10 protein-coding genes are annotated in these 12,374 nt (G+C 54.7%); 8 read left to right on the top strand and 2 right to left on the bottom strand.

The features are described from left to right. The first annotated feature begins 33 nt into the window (after positions 1-33). The 3 genes from D9N13_RS17970 to D9N13_RS17960 all read left to right on the top strand — a co-directional run bounded on the left by D9N13_RS17970 (position 34) and on the right by D9N13_RS17960 (position 2,469). On the top strand, positions 34-861 hold the full coding sequence (locus D9N13_RS17970; RefSeq protein WP_290592860.1) for an SDR family oxidoreductase: 828 nt from the start codon (positions 34-36) through the stop codon (positions 859-861). A 101-nt stretch (positions 862-962) separates the two neighbouring features. Next, complete coding sequence (locus D9N13_RS17965; protein WP_290592858.1) at positions 963-2,030, top strand: hypothetical protein; 1,068 nt, start codon at positions 963-965, stop codon at positions 2,028-2,030. 10 nt (positions 2,031-2,040) lie between these two features. After that, entirely contained in the window at positions 2,041-2,469 is a 429-nt protein-coding gene (locus tag D9N13_RS17960; protein WP_290592856.1) for a phosphate ABC transporter substrate-binding protein, read from the top strand. Between the two features lie 46 nt (positions 2,470-2,515). Here the strand turns inward: D9N13_RS17960 and D9N13_RS17955 are convergent, their stop codons facing one another. Beyond that, on the bottom strand, positions 2,516-3,928 hold the full coding sequence (locus D9N13_RS17955; RefSeq protein WP_290592854.1) for a hypothetical protein: 1,413 nt from the start codon (positions 3,926-3,928) through the stop codon (positions 2,516-2,518). 49 nt (positions 3,929-3,977) lie between these two features. Beyond that, complete coding sequence (locus D9N13_RS17950; RefSeq protein ID WP_290592852.1) at positions 3,978-4,574, bottom strand: hypothetical protein; 597 nt, start codon at positions 4,572-4,574, stop codon at positions 3,978-3,980. A gap of 318 nt (positions 4,575-4,892) precedes the next feature. Here D9N13_RS17950 and D9N13_RS17945 point away from each other — a divergent pair, with 318 nt between their 5' ends. From D9N13_RS17945 to D9N13_RS17925, 5 genes are all read left to right on the top strand, one after another. Beyond that, complete coding sequence (locus D9N13_RS17945; RefSeq protein WP_290592850.1) at positions 4,893-6,323, top strand: DUF6986 family protein; 1,431 nt, start codon at positions 4,893-4,895, stop codon at positions 6,321-6,323. Positions 6,324-6,428: 105 nt separating this feature from the next. Then, a complete protein-coding gene (locus D9N13_RS17940; protein WP_290592848.1) occupies positions 6,429-8,099 on the top strand; it encodes an acyl-CoA dehydrogenase family protein in 1,671 nt (556 codons plus the stop codon). A gap of 16 nt (positions 8,100-8,115) precedes the next feature. Then, complete coding sequence (locus D9N13_RS17935; protein ID WP_290592847.1) at positions 8,116-9,300, top strand: MaoC family dehydratase; 1,185 nt, start codon at positions 8,116-8,118, stop codon at positions 9,298-9,300. Positions 9,301-9,324: 24 nt separating this feature from the next. Then, positions 9,325-11,349 (top strand): protein meaA, encoded by a 2,025-nt coding sequence (locus tag D9N13_RS17930; RefSeq protein ID WP_290592845.1) that lies wholly within the window; start codon positions 9,325-9,327, stop codon positions 11,347-11,349. Between the two features lie 15 nt (positions 11,350-11,364). Further along, positions 11,365-12,372, top strand: a complete 1,008-nt coding sequence (locus D9N13_RS17925) for a GTP-binding protein (protein WP_290592843.1) — start codon at positions 11,365-11,367, stop codon at positions 12,370-12,372. Positions 12,373-12,374 lie beyond the last annotated feature (2 nt).

Below are 12,374 nucleotides of genomic sequence, written 5' to 3'. Positions count from 1 at the left end.
TTCAACATCAACGTTTTTTATTGAGGGATTTCCATGGATGGGTCGGATTCAAAGCGGGTCTTGATTACCGGCGGGGCCAGTGGTTTGGGCAAGGCTCTGGCAATGAAATACGCGGCAGAACGACATCAGGTTGCCATTGTGGACCTCAATGATGAGCGCGGCGCGGAAACACTCGAGCAATTGCTGAACCATGGCATGGATGCGTTCTACCAGCAATGTGATGTACGAGAGGCCCATAGCGTGCAACGGGCCGTGGCGGCCGTGCAGCAGCGCTGGGGCGGGATCGACATCATGATCAACAACGCCGGGGTGGCCGCCGGTGGCCCGTTTGACTGGGTCAGCAGCGATGACTGGGAATGGGTTATGGACATCAATTTCTTCGGTGTACTGCGCGGCTGCCAGGCGGCGGTGCCGGCCATGAAACAACAGGGCGGCGGACATCTGGTGAACATTGCGTCCATGGCCGGGTTGCTCAACCCCCCCGGCATGAGCAACTACAATGTTTCGAAAGCAGCGGTTATCTCGCTGTCGGAAACCCTGGTGGCCGAGTTAGAGCCGCACGGCATTGGCGTCACCTGTGTTTGCCCCTCCTTTTTCAAAACCAATTTGGGCGAATCCATGCGCTCACCGGATAAAACCACCGCCGCCAAACTGGACAAGCTGGTGGCGGGTTCCAATGAACTCAGCGCCGATGATATTGCCAGCCTGATCTACGCAGCGGTGGATTCCAAAACCTTTTTGTTAATGCCCCATGCAAAAGCCCGCGCTGCCTGGGATTACAAATGCCAGAGCCTTGAGCGGCATTTGGAAGCCCAGCGCAAGCTGGCACAACAAATAAAGGAACAGGCCAAACCGGCATAGAGCCCAGGCCGCTGAATCGCCCCCGCAGCTCCCGCTGACTCTGCTTTACAGGATCGAAAATGAGTCCTAAGTTTGAGTTAACATGCGGGGATTCAGGATTCATGACCAACACCTTTCTCTTGTTGCTGGTGCTCACCGGCGGTCTCATACTGACCGCCAATCATGCGCATGCAGTGGACATTGGTTTCAGCGGTTTTGGTACGGTTGCGGCGGGGAAAGTCACAAGTGAAGCGGACCCTCCAGTGCTGGTTGATCCCGTATCCGGCGCCGAATACGACAACGCCATACGCTTTGAGCCCGAGAGCCTCATCGCCTTGCGGGCGGTTTCAGAGGTAAACGATCAGGTCACTGCCACCATCCAGGTTATTGGCAAAGGTGCCGAAAGCAGTGATGCCGACATTGAATGGGCCTACGCCACGTATCGGCTAAGCGCAGAAACCGTGTTTAATGCGGGCCGTTTCCGCTTACCGCTTTTCTATTATTCCGATTTTCTGGACGCAGCGTATGCCTACCACTGGATTCGACCGCCAGTCGATGTCTATTCCATACCTGCTTCAACCCTCACCGGGGTCAACATCTTCAATACCCACTATTTCCACAACGTAGGTTTGACAACTCAAATCTGGTACGGCGCTGAGGAAAAAGAGGACGATGAGGTGGTGGCCGATATCACCAAGAGCCAGGGCATCAATGTCATACTCGACTATGAGTGGCTCCGGCTGCGGGCTGTGTACCATACCATTCGCATCAGCCTGGATGTTAAACCGATCCTGGTGAGCAGCGCCGGAGGCTTGATCCAGTTGGACCCTGAGCCCTCAGAGGGTAAGGTGGAATACATCGCGCTGGGCTTTATGGCTGACTATGGATCACTGCTCTGGCGCAGCGAATTCACCCATATCGACAGTGTACTTAACGTCGATACAGAGATAACTGGTTACGCATCCCTTGGATATATGATTGGCCGATTCACTCCGCACTATACTTATTCATTCAGAGATGCATCCCCTGATACTGAAACCCACACGGTGGGCGTGCGCTGGGATTTCAAGCAGGCGGCGGCGTTGAAGGTAGAGTATTCCAATTCGTACCAGGATGGCCGTGACGAGACTCCCCCGACCGGGGAGTCCCGTACAGAATTCATATCCATGGCATTGGACTTTGTGTTCTAGAGGCATGACTATGTTACGTCAAGCTGGACCCATCTTCACCCTGCTGGTTGCACTCATGCTCCACGCACCGCCGGTGTTTGCAGAACAATATGCCGTGATCGTTCATCCGAGCAATGCCGCAGACTTTGACAGCAATATCATTGGGCGGATTTTCCTGACCAAACAAAAGACCTTCTCCACCGGGGCAGATGCCATCCCCATCGAGTTAAAACACCCCTCCAAATCGCGCCAACTGTTTCACCAGAAGATCATCAAAAAATCGGACGCACAAATACGCTCCTACTGGACCATGCTGTTGTTCTCCGGTAAGGGAACACCACCGAAAGAGGTGCCCTCTGAACAAAAAGTACTGGAGCTGGTGGCTGGCAATCCCAACATGGTGGGTTATGTATCGGCTCAAGCGGTAAACGATCAGGTAAAAGTCGTTTTGCGGTTCTAACCGGAGTACCTGAATCAGGCCTGCTTATCCCGCCGGCTGCACACTTTCAGGAAGGGTTGTAGCCCTGCTCATAGCGAACATCGCAACCCGTGCCTCCGTTATCATAGCCAGGCAGCGATATGGGCAGCTCCGGTTCTGAATTGGTCACCCGCTGCAAAAACTCCCTGGCGGTATACCGGTCAGGATAACGGTTATGCCCCGTTCCCAGCTCCAGAAACAGCCCTATGCCAGCGTTTTCCAGATTTGGTTCCTGTACCGGGCCGGTATTACTCAATGGTGTTAAATCCAGAATCTGGTCGGTATCAAAAAACGATGATTGGCGACTCAAAGGTGCCACCGGTTGAATCAGCCCCGCTCTTGCCAGCCCGAAACCCAAGGCCGCGGAAGCTTCCCGCGGCACACAGCCATCCTGATAACCGGCAGTCTGCAGTAAACTTTTTGTTTGCATATCGCGGACATAATTCGCCGAATCTGCAGGATCGTGCATGGTCTGCAAGACTTGCATCAGGGGGTGGAAATAGTCCACCTCCGACTGCACAAAACCCGGCAGAATGACCGGTATAAGCTCACGAATACTGCCCCGATGGGTTGCCTGAAAATAGGCATGGGATGCCGCGGCGCTCAGGATTCCGATGTCGAACACCGGGTCCATGGCCATCGCCAAAGGTGCCACACTGGCCCCCTGACTGTGTGCGCCCAGAACCGCAGTATCGTCACGTACGCTGAATTGCGAAAAATCAAAGTTCAGCGCTTGCTGATCCAAATCAGACCGCTGGAGGATCTCTGGTAACAGCAGGGCGATGCGGCGCAGATAAAGTTGATCGGCGGCACTTTGGATATGGTTTCCAATGTTGGCAGGAGGGTTGAACAGATTGTAAAACGTTAACCCTTCTATCCCGATATCAGGAACATTAAGGCCTATCGCTTTCAGCCATTCCCGATAACTTGCCAAAATCGGGGCGGCACGGTAGCCGGTTTGATGGGGCGCCACTGAGAGGGCGACATGCTCGAATGTTTGGCCATCATAAAAGCCGGGAAACCTGGAGGCAGAGCCGTACGAGGCGCCACTGCCATCGGCATAAATCATCGGAATCCTGGCGGTGTCACCACCTGAGCAGCCAATGAGAATGGTCATCCTGGTGGATTCCCACCCCTGTTGCAGCGCCAGCCCACTCTGCTCATCCACGGCAATCATCCCCCCGGCCAGGGTGTAGGGTGCCACCCCTTGTTGCCACACGGGCAGATCAACATCGGCTTCCATGGGCAGATAAGAATAATAGCCACACATGGGCCCGGCACTTCGGATAGTGACCGATTCCATGATGCTGTCATCATCCAGCCGGGCGATTGCCCGAGCCACAGGATAGGTATAACGGGTGGGATCCATGGTGCTGTAAACGGTAAACGCAGCCACCTGATCCGGGCTCCAGGCGGTGTGATCGGCGGTATAGCTGGCCACCAACCGCCACTGGTCTTGCAGTTGTTGCCAGAGATCCCCCGCCAATGCTTCAGGCGCAGAGCCGGCCGCCAGCGCGGTTAGCAGGGGGGGCAGCCAGGATCGGTTCCCCTGTCAGGCTTCGCAGGCCCTTGAAAATAATAGCTGCATAGCGGGTATCCGGTTCCAGGGAATAACCAGGGACCGGCATCATCGTCAACAAGTGACCCGGCTGATAAACCGTCGTGACCGGGTCGAAATTGGAACGTACGGGAATTCGCTGCAGATAGGCCGGATGATCAGGATCAATGTTCACCAACATCATGACCGAATCATCGGCCAGCGTCGCTTTGGCCGGTGGCAAAACGCTTGGGTCGAGCGCACGGTTGAACTGAAACACGACACCTGCATTGGTGCTGAAACCGTTTATGTAGGGAACCCCTTTTGCCAGCACCGTGGCCAGCAGTGGATTGCCGGTTCCCGGGAACCCGGCTAAATCCAGTGTGCCATCCTGCTGTCGCCGCAAATCGTTGGGCCAGGGAAAACTGAAGAAGCCCTCCCCCTGCCAGTCCATCTTCGGTACGGCCGACCCGCCACACCCCGGCAGCGTCCCCAAGACAGCCATTGTCAGCATCAGCAGGCTCAACGCGTTCCGTTTTCCCATCCCCATGGCACCCATTCCTTTATTGGCCTGATAAAGTCCGTTTTCTTGGTGTTTTACGTTGTGGAAATACTATCAACATCTTATGCGGATTCACCATCACCCGATCAGGTGACCGGCAAATTACCTGCAACCAGAATGGTCGTGACCGCTCGTCCACTATATAATCTACCTTTCTTTAGTAGGGGCCGGTAAAATGTGTGGCTTCTCGATCTCCACCATTTCACCGTCTAATCGATTAAATACCTTATAAATCAGGTATTAACGATTCACGGCCTGAAATTAAAACGCTTGTTTAAAGGACCTTTATAAGGGCACGGGTAATCCATGAAACTGACATTGACCGATTCTGACACCCAATCCATCCTTGCCAGACTGGCTGAATCCAATCAAAAGCACAGCTCAATGTACCCCGGCGATTCTTCTGACCGACAGCCGGTGCACACCGTGTACGGTGGTGCCAACCTGTTCAAAGCTGGCGCCGCACAGAAACTCGGTGGACTGGCGCAACGAGCCTTGAATACCTATGCACCGGATTTCTGCGCCCTGGCACGGATTGTTGGGATGACCGGAAGCGAATCACTGCCCACCACGGCCACAGAGGCCGCCGCGCTGGGAGAAGCCGTCGCGGCCGATCCGGTCAAGATGAAAGACGCCAACCCTGCAGCCTGGTTGGCCTATACCGTATACGATCGTGTCCTGAAAAAACTCTCCAGCGAGCCCATCGAAGACAGCCGCATCGACTTCGAAGATGGTTACGGTAACCGCCCCGATGATGAAGAAGATGCCGATGCGGTGCGTTCCGCGGAGGAAGTTGCCAAAGGTATGGAAGAAGGCACCCTGCCTCCCTTTATCGGTATTCGAATTAAAACCTTCACCGAGGAATGCCGCGAGCGCTCGGTACGCACACTGGATCTGTTCTTAACCCGCCTGGCCGAGGTGACCGGTGGCAAGGTGCCGGAAAACTTTATCATCACCCTGCCCAAAGTAACCCATCCCGAACAAGTGTCGGCGCTGGCAGATCTGCTGGACATTCTGGAAGAAAAGTGCGGCTACGCAGCGGGCAGCCTGAAACTGGAAATCATGATTGAAACCACCCAGGCCATCATCGATGCCGATGGTTCCAACCAGGTTCGACTGCTGGCAGCGGCGGCCCGTGGCCGTTGTCGCTCCGCCATTTTCGGAACATACGATTACACTGCAACCTGCAATATCACTGCTGCGCACCAGACTCACACCCACCCGGCCTCGGATTTTGCCCGCCATGTTCTGCAGGTAGCCTGCGCCGGTACCGGCCTCACCATCAGTGATGGTGCCACCACTGTGATGCCCATCGGCCCCCACAAGGGTGAGCTGACCAACCAGCAGGTGCTGGAAAATACCGCCGTCGTCCACTCCGCCTGGAAACTGCATTATGACAATATCCAGCATTCTCTGCGGCACGCCTATTACCAGGGCTGGGACCTGAATCCCGGCCAGTTGCCGATTCGATATGCAGCCGTGTATGCGTTCTTCCTGGAGGGGTTACCGGATGCCTCCAAGCGCCTGGAGGCCTTCATTAATAAGGCAGCCCAAGCCACCCTGGTGGGCAATACCTTTGACGATGCCGCCACCGGCCAGGGCCTGCTGAATTTCTTCCTGCGCGGAATCGCCTGCGGTGCCATCACCCAGCAGGAGGCCATTGCCACCGGCATTACCATGGATGAACTGAAATCCCGCTCATTCGTTCACATCGTTTCAAATCGTGCTCAGGGTTAATTGGGCTGTCGTCGTTGTTGATCGACGCAAAATAGACGATATTGATTAGATGCTAAGGGTGCGCAATAGTCGCACCTGACTCTTTCAGCTTTAACGGAGATCCCAATGTCTTCAGCTATCGACCAGGCACGCGCCCTCATTGATCAAGCTCAAACTGCTCTCAACGCTGCGCTCAGCCACCTCAAGGCCTACAGTACGTCAGCAGGCCGCGTGTCCGGTTCCAAACTGGATGAAAAGCAACTGGCCTGCTACGAGGTCGCCTATTGCGAAGCCGAAATCACCGCCGCGAAAGTCATGCTCGGCTACAGCAGCAACGTGGCGCAAGCCAAAAATGGCGAGGCCAACCGTATTGAGGAACGCCTGGCCCTGCAGTACTCGGCTGAAGCTCTGCAGAATGTGCGCGGGCGGTTTAACGCACGTCGTGCAGATTTTGGTTTTACCCGGCAACAGCTGACGGCAACCCTGGATTCCGATGAGGTGGATGCCTTTATCAATCAGTATCTCTCCACCGAGAGCATGCAGGCTGTGGGCAAAGCTGTACTGGAGAACGCCGGATTCACCGGTGAATACATGCTGGACGAGGAAAAGGAAATGATGCGGGACCAGTTCCGTTCATTTGCCACGGAAGTGGTCATGCCTCTGGCCGAGCATATTCACACCAAGGACCTGGACATTCCCGACGATATCCTGAAGCCTCTGGTCGACCTGGGCTGTTTTGGTTTATCCATACCGATGCAATACGGTGGTATCCAGCCTGACGACAACGAAGATAATCTGGGCATGATTGTTGTGACCGAAGAACTGTCCCGTGGCTCGCTGGGAGCGGCTGGCAGCCTTATTACCCGCCCCGAAATCATGGCCCGCGCGTTGCTGAAAGGGGGCACCGAAGAGCAAAAGCAGTATTGGTTGCCCAAACTCGCGCAAGCTGAACCCCTGAATGCGGTGGCCGTCACTGAACCTAACTTTGGCTCTGATGTGGCCGGAATGAAGCTGAAGGCCACCCAGGTGGAAGGCGGCTGGGTGCTGGATGGCGAGAAAACCTGGTGTACCTTTGCCGGCAAAGCCGGTGTGCTGCTCACTCTGGCCCGTACCAATTCTGATATGAGCTCCGGCCACAAAGGCCTCACCATGTTCCTGGTTGAAAAACCCTCCACCGCGGGCCACGCCTTCGCCCATGAGCAAACCAATGGCGGCACCATCACCGGCAAAGCCATCCCCACCATTGGCTATCGTGGCATGCATTCCTTTACGGTATTCTTTGATAATTACTTTGTGCCCGATTCTCATGTGTTGGGCGGTGCGGAAGGTATCGGTAAAGGCTTCTATTACACCATGGCCGGTTTTGCCGGTGGCCGCATCCAGACCGCCGCCCGCGCCACGGGCGTAATGCAGGCTGCCTTTGAACGGGCACTGGATTATTCCCGCGAGCGGGTGGTCTTCGGCAAAGCCATTGGTGAATATCAGTTAACCCTGGTCAAAATCGCCCGTATGGCCATGTTGCTGCAAGTCTCCCGGCAGTTTACCTACCATGTCGCGCGGCTGATGGACGAAGGCAAAGGCCAGATGGAAGCCAGCCTGGTGAAACTGTACTCCTGTAAATCCTCAGAATGGCTGTGCCGGGAGGCCATGCAGATTCACGGTGGAATGGGGTACGCTGAAGAATCTTCAGTCAGCCGTTACTTTATCGATTCCCGCGTGCTTTCCATTTTCGAAGGCGCAGAAGAGACACTGGCACTGAAAGTCATCGCCAAAGCACTGGTCGAAAACGCGGCTTAATCAAGAAGGATTTAGTATGCCCATCAAGTTCAGCCCCCAAACCGAATTGGCCCCCGCAACCGAGATTACGCTTGCCAGCGTTCGTCATCCCCAGTACGGACGCTATTTGGAAGAGTACGTACCCGGGCAGATTTTTGTCCATCCGCGGGGATTCTCGTTTACCCAGTCCGCTATTGATGCCTTCTCACGTACCTACATGCAGTGCAATCCGCTGTATCTGGATCTTGAGTATGCCAAAGCCCACGGTTTTGAGAAGCTGCCGGCATCACCGCAAATGGTATTCAACGTGGTGTTGTCCCTGGGTGTGCAGAACGACTCGGAAAAAGTCATCGCCAATCTGGGTTATTACAATGCACAGTTTTTAAATCCTGTGTATCCGGGCGACACCGTACGCGCCATGACCATGGTGGTTGATCGCAAGGAACGGGGCGCAGACAAGCCGGGCATTGTCACCATTCGCACTTTGGGTGTAAACCAACGCTGTGAAGTGGTATTGCAGTATGAGCGCAAACTGATGGTGGCCTATCGCGGCGACCGCCTGCCCACCGTGCCCGTGGCCGAGGGGGAAGCACCGGTTTTTCCCTGGCAGGAGGATGCCCGGATCAACCTGCCTGACGCCCTGCCCACTGCATTGCGTCATGTGACCAGGAGCGTCACCGGCTGGAACACCTATGCGGAAGATTTCACCCCTGGCGATATCATTGTTCACAATAATGGCCGTACCATCAGCGATGAACATTTTGCCCTGACCTACCAGGTGGGTAACACTCACCCTCTGCACTACGACAAGGTGTTCAGTCAAAGTCTGAGCGGCCCCATGAGCGGTAATCCCATTGTCTATGGGGGCCTGGTCTACGCCTGGCTGGAGGGCCTGGCCAGCCGCGATCTGTCGGAGAACGCGGTCTGGGAATTGGGCTTCACCGAAGGTTACCACACACAACCGGCGTTCGCCGGCGATACGGTATTCGCCCTCACCCGTATCCTGCGGGTTGACGATGCTCCGGACGAGCTCAAAGATCACGCCAGCGTGGTGAGCCTGCAATTTATCGGCGTGAAGAACATCACGGCAGCCGCTGCCCTTGAGCAGCACGGCGCGGATCTCTTCATCAAGGAGAACGATAAAAAAGCCCTTGGCAAGAGCAAGATCACTGACAAAATATTTGAAATCGAGCGCCGCCTGCTGATCAAAAAACGCGGTTAAGCCCACTGTTTCTGGAATACGGCCATGAGCGATAAAAAACCCCATATTATTTACGATCAGGAAGGCCAAGCCGGCAAAGACCGCCCCTGGATATTCAGGACGTACGCTGGCCACACCAATGTGCGGGCATCCAACGAGCTGTATCGCAGCAATCTTGCCAAGGGGCAAACCGGCCTCAGCATCGCCTTCGACCTGGCCACCCAATGCGGATACAGCTCGGATGAAGACATCGCGCGCCCGGAAATCGGCAAAGTGGGTGTGCCCATCAATACGCTGGATGATTTTGCCATTCTGTTTGATGAGATGGCGATGGATGAAATCAATACGTCCATGACCATCAACGGCACGTCCATGTGGCTGCTGTCACTGTACATTGCCCTGGCGCAAGAGCGCGGCATTGAGTTGGCAAAACTGCAGGGCACCACCCAGAACGATCTCATCAAGGAATTTTTGGCCCGCGGCACCTATGTGTTCCCACCGGATCAGTCCATCAAGCTGATCGTGGATATGTACGAATATTGCTTGAACAATATTCCCAAATGGAACCCGTCCAACGTCTGCTCTTACCATTTGCAGGAAGCAGGCGCGACCCCGGTGCAGGAGCTGGCTTATTCCCTGGTGACCGCCATCACCGTGCTGGACGCCATTAAAGAACGCAACTGCTTCAACGAGGAAGAGTTTGAGCGCTGCGTAGGCCGGGTTTCCTTCTTCGTTAATGCAGGCATGCGCTTCATTGAGGAAATGTGCAAGATGCGCGCGTTTACTGAGCTGTGGGACGAGATCTGCCAGGAGCGCTATGCCGTCAAAAACCCGAAATTCCGCCGCTTTCGGTATGGCGTGCAGGTGAATTCTCTGGGGCTAACCGAAGAACAGCCGGAGAACAACGCCTGGCGCATCCTGATTGAAGCCCTGGGCGTGACCCTGTCCCGCAATGCCCGCTGTCGTGCCCTGCAACTGCCGGCCTGGAACGAAGCCCTGTCCCTGCCCCGCCCTTGGGATCAACAATGGTCACTGCGCCTGCAGCAGATTCTGGCCTACGAAACCGACTTGCTGGAATACCCTGACCTGTTCGACGGTTCACCGGTTGTGCAATCCAAGGTCGATGACCTGAAGGCACAGGCCAAAGAAGAGATTCAGAAAATTCTGGACGCCGGCGGTGGTGTTGAAGCCATTAAAACCGGCTACATGAAATCACAACTGGTGATCTCCCAGGCTGAGCGCATGGCCAAGATCAACACCGGTGAGCAGGTCGTGGTGGGCAAGAACCGCTGGGCCGAAGGTATTGCCTCTCCCCTGCTCTCGGCAGCCGATGGCGGCGTGTTCAAAGTGGATCCGGAATCCGCTGCCGACACCCTGAATGCATTACATGAAACCAAAGCAAAGCGTGATGAAGCCAAAGCCCAGGCCTGCCTCAAGCAACTGAAAGATGATGCCGAAGCGGGCAAAAACCTCATGGAGGCGTCCATTGCCTGCGCCCATGCCAGGGTCTCAACCGGCGAATGGGCCGCAACCCTGCGTGAAGTGTTCGGCGAGTATCGCCCCCCCACCGGTGTGGAAGGGCAAACGCTTTCATTGGAAAATGACAAACTGCAAACCGTCCGCGCCAAAGTTAAGCAGTTTATGGAGCAATACGGACATCGACCCCGCATTGTGGTTGGCAAGCCCGGCCTCGATGGCCACTCAAACGGCGCTGAAATGATTTCGGTGGCAGCACGCCATGCGGGCTTTGATGTCATCTATTTCGGAATTCGGTTGAGTGCCGTGGATATTGTGCAGTCGGCTATCGAAGAAGACGTGGATGTTATCGGCATCTCGCTGTTATCCGGTTCACATAATGAAATCATTGACCAGCTTATGGCCGAGCTGGACAAAGAAGGAGCCCGTGACGCCATACCGGTAATTCTGGGTGGCATTATTCCGCAATCGGATATACCCAATTTGGAGCAGAAAGGCATTCAACGGGTATTTACCCCCAAAGATTATGACCTGATGGACATCATGAACACCATTATGGACCTGATCCTCAATGCCAAAAAAACCGCGGCATAGGTGCTCGCAGGTTCTATGTCCCTACCCTCCCGCATGCCTTTAGAACCAGCCTGGTTGGAAAAACTCACCCAGGCCAAAGCACTGAAGAAATGGCCTTTGGCCAAGCTCATTACCCTGTTTGAAAGCCAACTACCGGATAACGCCTGCGTGCGGGAGGCGATCCACCACTACATAGCACAACACCCGCAGAGCTTTAGCAAAGAGGCCACGATTATCGGATTCACCGGCACACCGGGGGCCGGAAAATCCTCCCTCATTGCCGAACTGTGCCGCACCATTCTACAGAAAAGCAAAACCGCCACCATTGCCGTGCTGGCCATAGACCCCTCAAGCCAGGTCTCCGGCGGCTCCATACTGGGTGATCGTACCCGGATGCATTATGGTAAAAAAGAAACGCGGCTTTATTTCCGATCTCAGGCATCAAACCTGGAACTGGGAGGCGTTACAGAGGCCACCTTTCAGGCCTGCCGCCTCCTCCGACATCTGTTTGATTTCATCATTATTGAAACCGTGGGCATTGGTCAAAATGAAATTGATATTCAATTCATGACCGACCATACCTTTCTGGTGATGCAGCCATTGGCGGGGGATCAGATCCAGTTCATGAAATGCGGCATCATGGAAATCCCGGATAGCTTCATCGTCAACAAATGCGACGAAGAGAAGCTGGCCAGAAGCAGCTACCATATGTTGCGCAGCTCATTGAAACAAGCAAGGCTTGTAGAGCTGCATGCGGAAGATGACTATAGGCAGTCGGCCAAAGATCAGATATTCCTCACCAGCGCCGTCAAAAACCGAGGTATTGAAACCCTTTGCGATCACATACTGCAACTGCCTTCGAAAACTCACTGGCATAAAACCGAAGCCTTTTATCTGCAGAAGAGCATACAGAAGCGTTTTGGGGAGTTTGGGCTATCGTTGATCAGCGACAACCCAGACAAGGAACTGTTGTCTTCAATAACGTTAAGCTATGAGGAAAAGGAAAGAAAAGTCCTGCAGTTGATCCAGTCTCACATCAAATAAAC

It is taken from the genome of Ketobacter sp. GenoA1, assembly GCF_003671475.1.
GTDB lineage: Bacteria > Pseudomonadota > Gammaproteobacteria > Pseudomonadales > Ketobacteraceae > Ketobacter.
Note: the sequence above shows the minus strand (reverse complement) of the source record. Positions and strands in the feature narration are given on the sequence as shown.

Bases quoted from the DNA above. Each gene is read 5' to 3' on its own strand.
- D9N13_RS17970 (WP_290592860.1), top strand. From the start codon at position 34: ATGGATGGGTCGGATTCAAAGCGGGTCTTGATTACCGGCGGGGCCAGT.
- D9N13_RS17965 (WP_290592858.1), top strand. From the start codon at position 963: ATGACCAACACCTTTCTCTTGTTGCTGGTGCTCACCGGCGGTCTCATA.
- D9N13_RS17960 (WP_290592856.1), top strand. From the start codon at position 2,041: ATGTTACGTCAAGCTGGACCCATCTTCACCCTGCTGGTTGCACTCATG.
- D9N13_RS17950 (WP_290592852.1), bottom strand. From the start codon at position 4,574: ATGGGGATGGGAAAACGGAACGCGTTGAGCCTGCTGATGCTGACAATG.
- D9N13_RS17945 (WP_290592850.1), top strand. From the start codon at position 4,893: ATGAAACTGACATTGACCGATTCTGACACCCAATCCATCCTTGCCAGA.
- D9N13_RS17940 (WP_290592848.1), top strand. From the start codon at position 6,429: ATGTCTTCAGCTATCGACCAGGCACGCGCCCTCATTGATCAAGCTCAA.
- D9N13_RS17935 (WP_290592847.1), top strand. From the start codon at position 8,116: ATGCCCATCAAGTTCAGCCCCCAAACCGAATTGGCCCCCGCAACCGAG.
- D9N13_RS17930 (WP_290592845.1), top strand. From the start codon at position 9,325: ATGAGCGATAAAAAACCCCATATTATTTACGATCAGGAAGGCCAAGCC.
- D9N13_RS17925 (WP_290592843.1), top strand. From the start codon at position 11,365: ATGTCCCTACCCTCCCGCATGCCTTTAGAACCAGCCTGGTTGGAAAAA.